This is a genomic window from Lysobacter hankyongensis (genome assembly GCF_039543145.1).
Taxonomy (GTDB): Bacteria; Pseudomonadota; Gammaproteobacteria; order Xanthomonadales; family Xanthomonadaceae; genus Lysobacter_I; species Lysobacter_I hankyongensis.
Window position 1 is genome coordinate 279,462 of sequence record NZ_BAABJE010000010.1, and the last position, 13,920, is coordinate 293,381.

Annotated in this window: 11 protein-coding genes; 4 read left to right on the top strand and 7 right to left on the bottom strand. The window is 64.7% G+C overall.

The annotated features are described in order from the left end of the window. Nucleotides 1–33 precede the first annotated feature (33 nt). From ABD974_RS10955 to ABD974_RS10975, 5 genes are all read right to left on the bottom strand, one after another. Nucleotides 34–2,934 (bottom strand): zeta toxin family protein, encoded by a 2,901-nt coding sequence (locus tag ABD974_RS10955; RefSeq protein WP_345303352.1) that lies wholly within the window; start codon nt 2,932–2,934, stop codon nt 34–36. Continuing rightward, entirely contained in the window at nt 2,931–3,314 is a 384-nt protein-coding gene (locus tag ABD974_RS10960) for a hypothetical protein (RefSeq protein WP_345303353.1), read from the bottom strand. The genes ABD974_RS10955 and ABD974_RS10960 overlap by 4 nt, the downstream gene beginning before the upstream one ends. A 94-nt stretch (nt 3,315–3,408) precedes the next feature. Continuing rightward, nucleotides 3,409–3,792 carry a hypothetical protein gene (locus ABD974_RS10965; protein WP_345303354.1) on the bottom strand — a complete coding sequence of 128 codons (384 nt, stop codon included), beginning with the start codon at nt 3,790–3,792 and terminating at the stop codon, nt 3,409–3,411. A gap of 290 nt (nt 3,793–4,082) precedes the next feature. Further along, nucleotides 4,083–5,885 (bottom strand): XVIPCD domain-containing protein, encoded by a 1,803-nt coding sequence (locus ABD974_RS10970; protein ID WP_345303355.1) that lies wholly within the window; start codon nt 5,883–5,885, stop codon nt 4,083–4,085. Between the two features lie 28 nt (nt 5,886–5,913). Further along, nucleotides 5,914–6,813 (bottom strand): hypothetical protein, encoded by a 900-nt coding sequence (locus tag ABD974_RS10975; protein WP_345303356.1) that lies wholly within the window; start codon nt 6,811–6,813, stop codon nt 5,914–5,916. 218 nt (nt 6,814–7,031) lie between these two features. On the opposite strand from ABD974_RS10975, the gene ABD974_RS10980 reads away from it, so the two are divergent. After that, the gene (locus tag ABD974_RS10980; protein WP_345303357.1) at nt 7,032–7,310 is read left to right on the top strand and encodes a hypothetical protein; all 279 of its coding nucleotides are present in this window, start codon (nt 7,032–7,034) and stop codon (nt 7,308–7,310) included. A gap of 79 nt (nt 7,311–7,389) precedes the next feature. Here ABD974_RS10980 and ABD974_RS10985 read toward each other — a convergent pair whose 3' ends face one another. Further along, nucleotides 7,390–8,874, bottom strand: coding sequence for a MobA/MobL family protein (locus ABD974_RS10985; RefSeq protein ID WP_345303358.1), 1,485 nt, complete (start codon nt 8,872–8,874; stop codon nt 7,390–7,392). Between the two features lie 304 nt (nt 8,875–9,178). On the opposite strand from ABD974_RS10985, the gene traD reads away from it, so the two are divergent. The 3 genes from traD (at nt 9,179) to ABD974_RS11000 (ending at nt 11,179) form a co-directional block, all read left to right on the top strand. Further along, nucleotides 9,179–9,499: a conjugal transfer protein TraD gene (traD, locus tag ABD974_RS10990; RefSeq protein ID WP_345303359.1), complete on the top strand. Its 321-nt coding sequence runs from the start codon at nt 9,179–9,181 to the stop codon at nt 9,497–9,499. Between the two features lie 100 nt (nt 9,500–9,599). After that, nucleotides 9,600–10,400 (top strand): hypothetical protein, encoded by an 801-nt coding sequence (locus tag ABD974_RS10995; protein ID WP_345303360.1) that lies wholly within the window; start codon nt 9,600–9,602, stop codon nt 10,398–10,400. 158 nt (nt 10,401–10,558) lie between these two features. Continuing rightward, a complete protein-coding gene (locus tag ABD974_RS11000) occupies nt 10,559–11,179 on the top strand; it encodes a DNA N-6-adenine-methyltransferase (protein WP_345303361.1) in 621 nt (206 codons plus the stop codon). A gap of 118 nt (nt 11,180–11,297) precedes the next feature. On the opposite strand, the gene ABD974_RS11005 is transcribed toward ABD974_RS11000, so the two are convergent. After that, nucleotides 11,298–13,841: a heavy metal translocating P-type ATPase gene (locus ABD974_RS11005; protein WP_345303362.1), complete on the bottom strand. Its 2,544-nt coding sequence runs from the start codon at nt 13,839–13,841 to the stop codon at nt 11,298–11,300. Nucleotides 13,842–13,920: the final 79 nt, after the last annotated feature.

The window sequence follows — 13,920 nt, forward strand, 5'->3', positions numbered from 1 at the left end:
CTTCGCAATCAACCCATGACACGGTGATTGCGCTCAGGCCAGGCGTGGACTCTTCGGTGCAGGTCCATCCGGTCCGTCAATCCCTTGTGTTTGCGTCGGCGGCTGGAGACTCTGCTGCAGCGCTTGCTGCTGATTGATGACCGCGACATTCTGGCTGCTTTGCTCAAGCTTCTGACCCGCCAACAGCCCGACATCGCCGACGGCGGTCTTCGCCCACGGCGCTGACAAATCGGCCGTATCGGTCATTCCGACCTTGGTGCCATCCGGCGTGAACTTCGCCGCGCCGATCGCCTCCAGGCCGCGCTCGCGGGCCTTCTCGACCAGGCCGCCCGCCAACTGCCGGCTGACATCGTCCGGCTCGCGGCCGAGTTCCTTGTCGCGCTCGTTCACGGTGCGCAGCAGCGCCGCGAACATGGCGTGGTTCTGATGAGCGTGGTTGTCGAGCAGCAGCGCGCCGGCCCGTTCAGGCTTCGCCTCTTCCTTGGCCGCAGGCTCGACGTCGTCGGTCTTGCCGCTGCGAGCGCCGGGCGTGGTCTGCGCCGACACCGCGCTGCGCACCGTTGCTTGCGTGTCGTCCTGCGACAGGCCCGCACGGTTCGCCTCCCTCTGCGCCTGCTCGTGCGCATCGCGTTGCTCCGTGGTTGCCTTTTCTGTCGCCTGGACTGTGGCGGCCCTGTCTGGCTTATCGTTCGCGAGACTACCTGCCCGCACATCGCTCAGGGCGACTTCGATCTCATCGGGATAGGTCTTTGCCGCAACTTGGACCTCATTGTTCGGCCCCATCCGGGTATGCAGGATCGAGCTATTCAACGAGGTCTGCCCATTTGCGTCTTTTTCCAATACGAGCCCGGAGTTCTCGGCCGTCAAATCCGACATCTGCCGGGTGCGCTTGACCGCGAGATAGCTCGCTTCGAATTGCTCCGGCGAGGGGTTCCATCCTTCGTTTGTGTAGGCTGCGCGCAGCATCGCTCGATCACGCTGTTCCGGGGTTGGAGGCTCGTAAGCCTTGGTGGCAGCCAGCTGCTGTTCGTGTTGCGCCAGGGCCGGGATGAGACGCTCGCGCGTCGCCTCCAACTCCAATACACGGTTGCCCGTTGCAGGCACACCGTCGTGCGACCACTGCCCCTGCGCATCGCGCACATATTGCTTGCCGTTGGATGCTTCCAGCGTGTTCGGGTTCAACGCCATCGCCACCGCCTCCGGCTCCGACCCAAAATCGCCGAACCCGTTGCGCTTGGCACCGATCTGATACTGCGCAGCGAGCACCGCAGGACCTTCGACAATGTTGCGATCAATCACGCCCAGGGCTTGCCGGTCGAGTTCCGCAGCGCGGGCGGGAGAGGCGTATTCCGGCTCGGCTTTCCACACCGGCGCATCGTTGCGGTCGAACTCGTCCGCCACCGTGCGCGACCAACGGCCTGTGTCGGCATCGCGCGTCCAATCGCGCACTTTTAGGTGTGGGGGATCGCTCTCGTTCGATGGCTGCACGAACGGATCGCGCGGGTCCGTCTTGCCAATGGCTTGGCTGACGGCTTCGGCACTGGCTTTGGCATTCAGCTCTCGCATGCACTCGGGTGTCGCGGCGAAGTCTTGTTGCCGTGGCCGATCCACGCCATCGTCGCGGAAGTCGGCGCGCAGATCGTCGCGAATCCACTGCTTGCCGTTGAACACGTAGTCCGCACCATCGCTACCGGTCTGATGCGTGATCTTGCGAACATCGAAAAACCTTGCGCCGCGCTCGGCGGCTTCCGTGAGCAGCACGCCATCGGCAACCGCGAGCGCCACCGCGGGCCCGCCGCTTGCGCCTGCGGCATAAACGGTCAGACCCGCTGCCGCACCACCGCCACTGCGCGCAAGGAAATGTGTCGCCTCCGAACGCACAGCGGATGGATTGTCCTGTGCGTAGGCCGTGCTCAGGCGCTCGCCGGTTTCCCTCGCATCGTAAGCGGCAGCTGCAAGCCCCACGCCTGCCAGTCCGGCGGTGGTTCCGGCACGACCAAGGCGCGGCAGTGAAGGTTCAGCGGCCTGGACAGGCGCCTCAATGGCGGCGATGCTTTCCGCCCGCACCGTTGCGCGTTCCAGCTTCCCTCGCTCGGCACTTCCGGCGATCAACGTCTCTGCCGTCGTAAGCGAGATGTCCTGGCGTGCGCGGACTGCCTCGGGCATGGTTTCATGCCACGCTTGTTGCCGCTTCCAGTCTTCCGACAACCGCTGACGCACTTCGGGATCTTCCATGCGCCCCGTGCGCGTCTCGCGCAGCACTTCGCTTGGCGACCCCACATCGCGACGGTTGTTATAGATCTCGTTCAGTTCGCGATCATAGATGCGCACTTGAACGCCCGTTCTTTCAGCAACTTTTTCAAGATTTCCGGGCAGATCGTTATAGACCCGATTGTGGAAGCCCATGTCGACGTCGCGCGCCACACCAACCTTGTCGAGATCTCTTGTGAATCGACGGTCAATACCAAGCTCGCTTTCGAGCCAGTGCGTTGAAATCGCACGAACCTCAACTTCATAGCCATTTTTTTGCAGCGCCTCGATCGTGCGAATGCTGTTGCCCGCATCACTCATTGAGCCATCGATGACGAGATTGACGCGCTTGTCCACGCCCGTGTCGCGCAAGCCATTTGCAAGCCGAAAGGCATCCTTGTTGGTTTCCTGGGGCCAGCCGAAGGGATCGGCCTCTTGGAGTCGACGAACACCAGGAATTCTTTCTCTCTGCTCATCTGGATCAATCACGAGAATGTCGTCACCGAACTCGCGCTCGGCTGCACGAGCAAGACTATTTTTCCCGGCACCAGGCTGCCCGGCCAGCACGATCGCTTTTGGCTTATCGTGCGACGCAAGCTCATCAAGTCGTGACTTTGGAATCACCTTCTCACGAAGCAGCCGCTCTAACTCCTCTTTACCAAGAGCGTTTTCAGCGTCGCTCATTTGAAAGAATCCTTATTTTCCTCAAAGTAACTCCATAATTCGTGAAGACCTTTAAGCCCATCATTCACACTCCGGGCACTGAACATTAGCTCTTCTTTCACCTCAGCCCGTGCGATTTCATCCGCGTCGCCGACCTCTTGCGCAGCCTCCAATTCGGCTTGCGCTTCTCTGATGAAGGCACTGGTCTGCCCCTCCAAAGCCCAAATCGCTTGCTCAAATAGCGGTATCGACTTGGCGTGGTTTAAAAGCAAATCATTAAGATCTTCTTGTATCCGCACGAGATGCCCCGGGTAGTCTTTAAGCAATTCTCTCAGCCGCTGCGGGATAGGCGGCTGCGGCAGGCCATTCGCCAGCAATCTGTGAGACGTTGTTTCGTTCACTTCGTCAACTCCTTATCAAACCCCTGCGAGTTCTAAACCATGTCGTTTAACAGTCGCTGCAACTGCTCCTTGTTGAGTTGCTACTTGGAATCACTCATTTCAGCACTTCCTTATGCAACTGAAAGAAGTCCCAAAGCTCGTGCAACCCCTTTAATCCGCCGTTCGGACTCGCCGCTCGCCGCATCAGGCTCGTTTTCGCTTCGGCCAGAGCAATCGCCTCCGCAACGCCATTTTTATTCGCTTCCGCCAATTCGGCCTGCGCTTCTCTGACGAAAGCATCAGTTCGCCCTTCCAAAGCCCAAATTGCCTGCTCGAATAGCGGCACTGATTTAGCGCGGTCTACGGCAACACGGTTAAGCACCTCCTGTATCCGCGCGAGATGCCCCGGATAGTCTTTGAGCAATTCACGCAACCGCTGCGGGATGGGTGGCTGCGGCAGGCCGTTCGCCTGCAATGTGTGGGACGTTGTTTCGTTCACTTCGTCAATTCCTTGTGAACCCCCTGCGGGCTCTGGAGATGACTTTGGCACCCGCCGCACGGAGGATGCAACGAGCGGCCCCGTGTCTCCGAAACGACAACGGCGACCTTGCGGGTCGCCGTTGCGGAATCTGGAGCGGGTGATGGGAATCGATTCCTCAGCGAGAGAAACCATTCCAATCAATCACTTGCCTGCCGCAGCGGGTGCAGAAAATGGTCCCCGAGATGGTTCCCAGGGAAGCTGCAAGGTAGCGGATACATTGTGTCTGCATCAACGGCCACTAACATCGTTCATACCAACCTCGGCCCCTTCGGCGCCGGATCATCCGGCCCCTGCATCGTTTGCGTCTGCGTCGGCTGCTTCAGGCTTTGCTCCAACGATTGTTGCTGGTTGATGGCCGCGACGTTCTCGCTGCTTTTCGCCAGCGTTTGGCCCGCCAGTTGCCCCACCTCCCCAACCGCGGTCTTCGCCCACGGCGCCGACAGATCGGTGGTGTCGGTCATGCCCACCTTCGTGCCGTCCGGTGTGAATTGAGCCGCGCCGATGGTTTCCAGCCCGCGCTCGCGCGCCTTCTCGACGAGCCCGCCGGCGAGCTGTCGGCTGACTTCATCGGGCTGCCGGCCCATCTGAGTGTCCCGGTCGTTCACTGCCCGTAGGGCGGCGGCGAACATGCTGAAGTTCTCGTGCGAGGGGTGGTCGAGCATCAGGGCGGCCTGCCGCGGTTGCGCCCCCGGCTGCCCCGGCTCCGGACCGTCTGCATCCGAAGCATCGGCGCGACGTCCCGGGCCCGGCGCGCGCGGCGCCGCCGGCTGCCTCGGCGGTTCCTGGGGCTGTTCCGGCCGCACCCCGGGCGCGCGCGGGTCGACGTGCAGCAGCGGCACCGCAACCCCGTTGCGCGTCACGTTCAAGTCCACCACGCCGTTGCCCCGGTCCAGCCGGGTCACCTGGTCGCGCTCGACCTCTTGCCAGCGCCCCCCGATGTTGGCGTGCCCATGGCCGTCGCGGTTCCACTGAACGAAGTCGTGGCCGGAGACATACAGGCCCGCGGTGTGGCCCGCCGGGGCGCCCTGGAAGCGGACGTCCTGCGCGCGGGTGCCGCCGGCGTCCAGCGCCTCGACGAACGCCCTGCCCTGCGCCGGCGCGAGGAACAGGTTCTTGACGGTCGAATACTCGGCCTCGAGGTTCGGGCGAGCCCGGTCCTGATCGAGCTGGGTCGGGTTGACCAACGGGTTCGCCATCACGTCCCGCCACGCGCCCCGGAGCGGGTTGTCCGCTTCGGCCCCGCGCAGGGCGATCACCAGCTCCGCGCCCCGCAAGGCGTTGTCGCGGTCGCCCTGAAGGTGCCGCGGGACGGCCGCGTTGAGGTCGTCCACCGAGGCAATGGTGCCGTTCTCGATGCGGTTGATGATGCCGGGCCAGTTCCGGCGCCCGTCCTGGTTCTCCAGCTTGGAGATGACCGTGGCCATGCGGATCTGGTCGTCGGCCGTGGCGTTGCGATACAGGGCGGTGTCCGCGAGCTCGCGGACGGCGCCGCCGTCCCGGAGCAGGTGGTTGACCTGCCGCACGTCCTGGTTGTGGACGAAGGTGATGCCCGCGTCCGATTGCAGGAACTGGTTGAGCCGCGTCTTGATGCCCGCCGGCACGTCGTAGCCGTTGTCGGTGACCGTCTGGCGGTCGCCCCGGATCTCGTTGCCCTGGCGCCGCAGCGCGTCGCTGGCCTGGTCGTATTCGGCCTGGGTCAGCGCCAGGTTGGGCCGCTGCCCGGGCTGGCGCGCCCACTCCTGGTAGGCGTTGAGCAACTGGTCGGCGTTCCGGTTGGCGTCGTTGCGCTGCTGGCCGAAGTCCGTCTGCAGCGTGCCGATGGAGTAGCCGCTGTTGTAGATGGGCTCCAACTGCCCTTCCCGGTAGACGCCCGCCTCGCGGGGCTGCCCCCGGGCCGAGTCGCCTTCCCGGTGGATGTAGCCGGCGAAGGCGAGCTCGTAGGCGACGTTGCGCCCGCGGTTGCTGCCTTCGGACGCCACGCCGACGGCGAAGTAGATCGTGGCCCTGAGTTCGTTGTCGTTGAGCGTTGCGGGTTGCAGCTGCGCGTTCACGGGGATGCCTCCTTGGCGTGCCGTTTTCCTATTCCTTGATGTCGACCGTCCGGAGCTGGGCCGCGGCGCCCACCGGGGTCAGATCCTTGCTGCTGAGCCGGAAGACGCGGGTCCTCGTGGCGAGGAGGAAGGTGTTGTCCTCAAGGTTCACCGCGTGGATCGGCTGCGTGTTCCAGCAGCGCTTCGCGGCGTCGTAGTCCGCGAGGATCTTCGCGCGGGGCACGAAGCCGGGCTCGCTGTCCTGCGAACTCGACGCCTGCGTGCGCGCGACGTAAGCCGCGTCCTCGCACGCGGGCTGCCCGCCGAAAAACGGCCGCGGATCGACCGCGCGGGTGACCGCCTTCGCGACCCCGTCAGGGCCCGTTGCGGTCTTGCGCTCGAATAGCGTCGCCCCCAGCACCACGTCGTGGCCGGTTCCGTCCTTGCCGTCCCAGCCGGCGTAGGCCGAGGGCTGGTCGGTGTCCACCTGGGACGGCAGCGCGCGGACGGCCGCGTATCGGCGTCCGCTTCGGTCCGTGAAGCTGTAGGTCCAGCCTTTCCCGGGCGCGGAAGACCCGGACGGTTCGACGCGCACGTCGGCCACGCGCTCGCCCGAGAAAAACTCCAGGGCCTGCGCGGTGCCCTGCGACGGCGAGGACACCAGCCAGACCTTCTTCGGCGCGCCGCGATCGTCGAGGACGATGGCCGCGGTCGGGAAATCCCGCTCCGCAACGGTCGTCGGCGATGGGCTGGGCGGTTGAGGCCGGGGGGTTGCCTCCGCGCGCGGACGTTTGCCCGTGGGCGGATTCGCGCAGGCGGCTGCCGCGGCCAGCACGGCGCCGGCGATGACCACGGCGGCGAGACGACTCCAGCGCCCTGCGCTTACGCGGGGTTCGGTGCGCGATGCGGCGCAGCAACCGTCGAAATCATTCCGGGCCGGTTTGGGCACTTTCCATTTCCTCATGGCGACGCTTCCTTGCTAAACCTCAGCCTGGCCAGTATGCATCAAGGCGCAGGCCATGGGCTTTAGTCAGACCCACACGGGTCCAGTGACTCCCCCTCGCACGGATCCGTTCAGGTTTGCGAGATGACGATAGGCCATCTTGCGAAAAACGTAAACGTCGCTTTGATGGGTGCTCCCCCACTGCTCGAGGAGAGCGCACATTGATGGATCCAAAAAAGTTGCAATTGCCTTCGTCTTCCGAACTTCTGGCCAGACTTCGTTCCAAGGATGGCCGGCGCAGCGCCGCCGAGTTGGACGGCGACATGGAGTTCCACATGAAAATGGCCGATGATCTGGTTCGGCGCTACAAGCGAATGAAGGCGGAACTCGCCAACGCGCCGGACGAGCCGATCCCACCCAACCGCCAAGTGGTCGTCGACCGCGATCAGGGCGCTCTGACCGCTCTCCGCGCCAAACGGGCCAAGAAGAAGCGGTTGAACTGACCCGCCCCTGCACGGCATCCAAGGGGGAGACCGTGCCCCTCAACCCAGACGCCCCGCGAAAGCGGGGCGTCTTCTTGGGTCAGAACTTCGGACGATAAGGTCGGGTGTCTGATTTGGAGCCGCCTTGCTGGTCATCCTGTTCAAGCGGGGCCGGGGGCTCTTCTTTCTTCGAAAAGCGCGGCATGTCGGGAGTCCAACTGTCGGCATCGACTGGGAATTTTTTCAGCATGTCGGCACTCCAGTTTTCCAGGCTCTGGGCGCGCTCCTGCAACTGCTGAGCGTAGCGTTGCTGAGCGTCTTCGCTGATCGCTTCCCGCGCTTTCCGCCACGCGCTGCGGCGCTCGCTCACGGCCGCCAATCGCCTGTCGCGCCGCTGTTGCCACTCGCGGCGCTGCCACGGCATGGGCTTCGGGTGTTCGGCGTCGAACGCTTGGAGCTCTTCACGTGCAGCCTCCCATTCCGCCTTCGCGCGCTTTTCGGCCGCCTGCTCCCGCAACAAGCGGCCGGTCTCGTGGACGACTGCTTTCATGTATCGCACCAGTTGGCGGAGGTGGACCGCGAACGTCTGCGTGTCGATGTGCGCCTTCAAGCGCGCGGCGTAGTAGCTCAAGATGCGGGGGGTGTAAACGAACAGCGCGTGACTGGGCCCCACCATGCCGGTCGCCCACAGCTGCCTTGCTTCCGTGTAAGCCTCCCGCGCCGCCCCTCGGCGCCCCTCAACGGTGGCCAAGCGGGGTGTATTGCCGCGCGGTTTGGCCTTGGGGGTGATGCGAATCTCGCCGGGATGGGACAGCGCATCGGCGGCGTGGGGCGGCGCTTGGCCGATCGCAGCATTGAACGCGCCCAGCGCCGTCGCCTCGCCCTTTCGCTCCAACGCGGTGGCGTGCTTGCCGAGGTGAATCGTCGGCTCGCGGGTCAAGCCGAGTGCTGCCGCGAGGTCTCCCCGCGATTCCGCGTCGGCGCGCTGATCCTCCAGGCTGCGGTGGTCGACGCGCGCGCTGACGGCGGCCCGCTCCAGGTGCTGGTTGATCACCCTGGCGACCATCTGCCGCGTCCACTCGACTTCCGCCCGGCCCGTGGGGCCGCCGTCGAGTTCACGGGTCTTGCCGTCGAGGCCCAACGGACCGATGCGCCTTGTGGTGGCCAGCATGTGCACGTGGTGGTTGAGCGAGCCCTCTGCCGCGGGCCGGTGGATGCTTACTTGCATCGCGAAGCGGTAGCGGGTCACCAGCTCGTCCGCCAGCGCCATGGCGACGCCCACGCGCTGGTCGTCGCTGAGCTCGTGTGGCAGGGCGACTTCGAATTCCCTGGCGAGGGTCGCGTCCTTGCGTTTCTCCGCCGCCTCCGCCGCGGCCCACAGCGCGCCCGGCTCGAACGCCCAATTGGGGGCGTCGTGCGGCGCGATGCACCGGGTTTCGACGACACCGTTGCGGAAACGGTAGTTGTGGTGGCGCCCGGTGGCCGGGTCGGTGAGCAGCATACCGGCGCGGTAGGCGGCCGCTGCGATCGCCGACTGGCCTTTGCTGCGGCTGATGGTTTTGACGTGTGCGTGATAGATGGCCATTGAATCCTTGCGAAGTGGGCGAGGATTCGTTTATGGCATCGCACGCGGCGTTGGCAAGAGGCTTTTGAAGGCTTTTTTCTTCTGCTGTTGCGCTGTGCGTTTGGGGTTCGGGGGCGACGCCCCCGACGCACGCGTCCGACGCAGGAGGATGCATAAGTGCGCTCTTGCTCCACGTTGTTCGCTTTGCGTTTTCTTGCTTTTCCGACTTTGAGTTTTTCGTCGTTTCAGTTGCTGCGAACCGTCTTGACGCGGGAAGAATCAACGCTTCAATCGGAGCACCCCACCTTCGAAGGATGCCCCCCGCATGCAGCAAACCGATCACCTGCACAGCAAAATCGCCCGCGCGACCACGCGGCTGGCGCAACTCCAGGCGCAAGATCTCATCGCGGCGCAGCGCAAGGCCTTGCGCGATCGCCAACAGGCGCGCCGCGACAGCGAGCGCCGAAAGCGCCGGCTGGCCGAACTGGTCATCGCCGCCGGCGCGCAAGACCTGCCGGATGCAGAAGTGACCGGCGCGCTCGCGCACTACGTGCGCGAGCGCCGCGACCACAACCTCCAGCAGCAAGCCGATCTGTCGGGCCAACGGCTCCTAGAAGCGATGCTTGGGCCGCCGAGCGCCCCATGATCGCCCCCGAGTCCTTGCAGACTTAGGGATATGCCCGCCCGCTCGACAGCTTGGCGCTGTTTTGACACCGTATGGGCACCATCCGGGCAATGGATTGCACATGGCTGCTACCAAGCAGGAAGCCGCGGCGCGCGCCGCCAAGAAAATCCTCGGCCACTTCTCACCCACACAGGGCGTGCCGTGGGAGACGCTGCGGCAAGCGGCTGAGAAGCAGGTCGCGGCCCGGCGCCAGCGAAACGACACGGGCTACACGGTCACGCTCAACGAGGCCGCCGGCCTCTTGGCGCTTGAACCCGATCGGCTGCGCCGCCTGGTGGTCAAGCATCCCTTCGGCCCTCCGCCGCTTTTCAGCAGGCCCGCGAGCAAAGTTTCATCCAAGTCCGTCGGCGGCGGGGAGAAGCCCGTGCGCAAGCCGAACACCGTGCAGCGCGCTTCGCTCGTGCGGTTGTTCGACTGGCACGACGCGCTCGTAGCGCAGGGCGCCGTCGAGCCGATCGGCGAGCGCATCCACCCCGATGCGCGCGTCGGGGGCACCGAAAACGCGTTCGTGGCCCGCGACCGCTCCGTCCTCACCGTGCGCGCGCCGTTTCTCTACAGCCGCGACAAGCGCGGCAATTTCAAGATCACCGGCGTGGCGGACCCGGACGACTTGAACGGCCTGCTGCGCAGCCTCGGGGGCCGAGAGGTGAAGCTGCAAGCGCTCTTCCTCACCTTCCCCGAAGCTTTCCAACTGCCTTGGCAATCCCTACCGATCCGCCAAGCGGTGGCGGATGCCTACGCCGCCATCGTGCAGGACGCACTCGCCGCAGCGCGCGCCCACGTGGCCGCGCTGGAAGCCGCTCGGCTGACCGCCGTTCTGCTGCCTGCCAACAGCGACCGTCCGAGGCCGCGTCGGCTGTAGCGGTTGAATCGAACTGGCGGTATGCCGCCAGTTCCCCAAGCCTCGAATCCCCCAGTTCCTAGCATGCGCAGCGTCGCCCCTCGGCGGCGCTTCTCTAACCCTCGCCGCACGTGTCCTCGATCGGACGCGACGGCGGCGCATTGCACAAAGGAATTGACATGGTCACGAAACTTAAAAGTCGGGTTGCCGTCCAGAAGTGCGTGGGCTTCGATCGCAACGCACCGGGCGGAACCACCACGACCTGGCTGACGCCCAAAACTCTCGTGGACGTGCTCGGACCGTTTGATCTAGATCCGTGCGTCCCGCCCCAGATGCCCTGGCGCACCGCGACTCGAATGCTCACTGTGAAGGAAGATGGTCTAGCGACACCCTGGCCTCGGTCGGCGTTCGTGTTCCACAACCCGCCCTACGGCAAAGGGCAAGTCGCCTGGATGCAGAAGGCGGCCGAGCACGGGAATGGGGTCACCTTGGTGTTGGCCCGTTTTGACACCCGGTGGATGCACGACTGGGTGCTCAACCATCCCGCAACGACCGCGCTGGTGTTCGTCAAGGGACGTGTTCAATTCTGCCGGCCGGATGGATCTCCCGGCCCCAGTTCCCCGGCACCATCCATCTTCATCGGCTACGGGAAAAAAGCCTCGAAGCGTCTGGAGCGCGCCGTGCGTTCCGGCGCGATCTCAGGCGCGTTTTTCGCGGTCGATCGACTTGCTCTTGTCGCTCGAAACCATTCCGTCGCTGCCAACGACGAATGCTATCGCTTGCCGCTTGGCGCCGGTTGATCCGTGGACAAAATCAGACTTATTTCGTCGGTGGCCAAATGGACGCCGACGCTCTCAATCATCGCAGTGCTTACGCGCGTTCGGACCTCCCGCTGCCAACAGGGAAATGAAGCCATGATCAGGACTTGTCCTTGTAGGCGAGCAACCGAAGCGCGTTCACCACCACGAGCAAGGTAGAGCCTTCATGAATGGCCACCGCCGGACCGATTCCCAGCCCAAAGATCGTGGCGGGCACGAGGAAGGCGACGATGCCCATGCTGACGAACACGTTCTGGCGAATCACCCCACGCGTGTGTCGGCTGAGCCCGACGGCGAACGGCAGGTGCCGCAAGTCGTCGGCCATGAGCGCCACATCGGCCGTTTCCAGCGCGACGTCGGAACCTGCCGCGCCCATGGCGATGCCCACCGTTGCGTTGGCCATTGCCGGTGCGTCGTTGACCCCGTCACCGACCATCGCCACCTTGTCCTGCGTGCGCAGCTTGCGAATGGACTCGACCTTGTCGTCGGGCATCAGATCGCCCCAGGCTTCGTCGAGCCCCACCTCCTTGGCGATGGCCTCCGCGACGCGTTGGTGGTCGCCGGAGATCATGATCATCCGGGAGATGCCCTGTCGGCGCAGTTCGGCGAGCGCGTCCTTGGCGCCTTCCCGCGCGGTGTCCAGCAAACCGATGGCGCCCAGATCCCGGCTGCCCTTGCGCACTACCATCGTCGTGCGCCCGGCTTCCCGCAGCTTGGCGATAGCCGCGGCGGCCGATTCGCCCAACGGAGCGATGCCGTCGGCACCGAACATTTCGGCCTTGCCGATCCAGACTGGCTCGCCATCCAGTTGTGCCTGCACGCCGCGGCCGATCAAGTTATCCAGGTCGCTGGCCGTGCCGATCGTCGCGTTGCCCAACCGTTCGCGCCCGTCGCGCGTGATCGCTGCTGCCAGCGGGTGGTCGCTGAGTGACTCGACTGCCACGGCGACTTGAAGCAATTCTTCATCGGTAACGCCATCGACCGGCACCACATCGGTGATCCGCGGACGTCCTTCCGTCAATGTGCCGGTCTTGTCGAAGGCCATCGCGTTGAGCGACCCCAACTCTTCCAGCGGCGCGCCGCCCTTGATCAGCACGCCGGAGCGTGCCGCGCGCGCGATGCCCGACAGCACCGCGCTGGGCGTGGCGATGGCCAGCGCGCAGGGGCTGGCGGCGACCAGCACCGCCATCGCGCGGTAGAAGCTGTCGCGGAAGGGTTCGTCCACCACCACCCACGCGAACAGCAACAGGAATGCCAGCACCAACACCGCCGGCACGAAGATGCGCTCGAATCGATCCGTGAAACGCTGGGTCGGTGATTTTCGGGTCTCGGCCTCGCTGACCATTTTCACGACGCGGGCCAGGGCGGAATCGCTGGACTTGCGCGTGACCTCCACTTCGATGGCGCCGCTGCCGTTGATGGTGCCGGCGAACACGCGCGATGCCGCATCGACGGCATCAGGACGTTCGCGCGAAACCGCGGTATCCGCCACGGGGCGCTTGTCGACCGGAATGCTTTCGCCGGTCACCGGTGCCTGATTGACGCTTGATGTGCCCTGCACGACAAAACCGTCGGCCGGCAGGCGTTCGTTCGGTTTGACCAGGACGATGTCGCCCACGACCAGCGCGTCGACCGGGATGTCCTGCACGTTGCCCTCGCGCCGAACGGTCGCCGTGTCTGGCGCGAGTTCGGCCAGCGCTTCGATGGCGCGCTTGGCGCGGCCCATCGCGTAGTGCTCGAGCGCGTGGCCCAAGCTGAAGAGGAAGAGCAGCAGCGCGCCTTCCGCCCATGACCCAAGCGCCGCGGCGCCTGCAGCGGCCACCAGCATGAGCGTGTCGATCTCGAAGCGCTTGAGTCGCAGGTTGTCGTAAGCCTCACGGACCGTGTAGAAGCCCCCGAACACGTAGGCCAAGATGTAGAACGCCGTAGGCAACCAGGACGGAGCGGACGAAGCGAACTTCCCGATCAGGAAGCCGGCCAGCAGCAGCGCGCCGCACGTCAAGGCGAAGATCAGTTCTGTGTTCGGGCCGAGCAGGCCGCCGTGTGCGTGGGAATGATCGCCTTCCTTGCCGTGCGAATGCTTATCGCCTTTGCCATGGTTGTGGCCATCGCCTTCGGCATGCGTGTGCCCATCTGCTTCCACATGATCGTGGGCTTCATCGCCGTGATCATCCGCCGCCCCGTCGCTGCGGCGCGGCAAACTGGGCGTCACTTGCATTTCGGCCAGGACAGAGAGGATCTCATCCTCGCTCAACTGTTGACGGTCGAATTCGACGTGGACCGCGCCCGCCGCGCTGGCTTCGGCCTCCAGCATCCCAGCGATCAGCTTCAAGCGATCGGCCACGGTCCGGGCCCGGCGCTCGTGGGTGATGCCGTCCACCATCCAGAAGGCGTGGCCATAACGTTGGCTGATCGCGGCGCCGGTGCTCTGCACGACTTCCCTGATGCGCGCCAAGGGTATTGCGTCGGCGTCGTAGTGGATACACAGCTGCGTGGGCATGTTGCCCACCGCGGCGCGCACGTGCACCTTCTGGATGCCGTTCCGACCTTCCAGTTCGTTCACCAGTCGGCCGACGCATGCGTCCGCTTCATGCGGCAGGTCGGGCAGCAGTATCTGCAGGTCGATGCGAAGCTTCTCGGTCATTGCCGTTCTCCTTCGACGCTAGGGTCTAGCCCTGGGATATCAGTGAAAAATCGAACCCGCTTGGCAGGCAAATTACTGC

Coding starts and splice junctions, on each gene's coding strand:
- ABD974_RS10955 (WP_345303352.1), bottom strand. CDS start 2,934: ATGAGCGACGCTGAAAACGCTCTTGGTAAAGAGGAGTTAGAGCGGCTG.
- ABD974_RS10980 (WP_345303357.1), top strand. CDS start 7,032: ATGGATCCAAAAAAGTTGCAATTGCCTTCGTCTTCCGAACTTCTGGCC.
- ABD974_RS10985 (WP_345303358.1), bottom strand. CDS start 8,874: ATGGCCATCTATCACGCACACGTCAAAACCATCAGCCGCAGCAAAGGC.
- traD (WP_345303359.1), top strand. CDS start 9,179: ATGCAGCAAACCGATCACCTGCACAGCAAAATCGCCCGCGCGACCACG.
- ABD974_RS10995 (WP_345303360.1), top strand. CDS start 9,600: ATGGCTGCTACCAAGCAGGAAGCCGCGGCGCGCGCCGCCAAGAAAATC.
- ABD974_RS11000 (WP_345303361.1), top strand. CDS start 10,559: ATGGTCACGAAACTTAAAAGTCGGGTTGCCGTCCAGAAGTGCGTGGGC.
- ABD974_RS11005 (WP_345303362.1), bottom strand. CDS start 13,841: ATGACCGAGAAGCTTCGCATCGACCTGCAGATACTGCTGCCCGACCTG.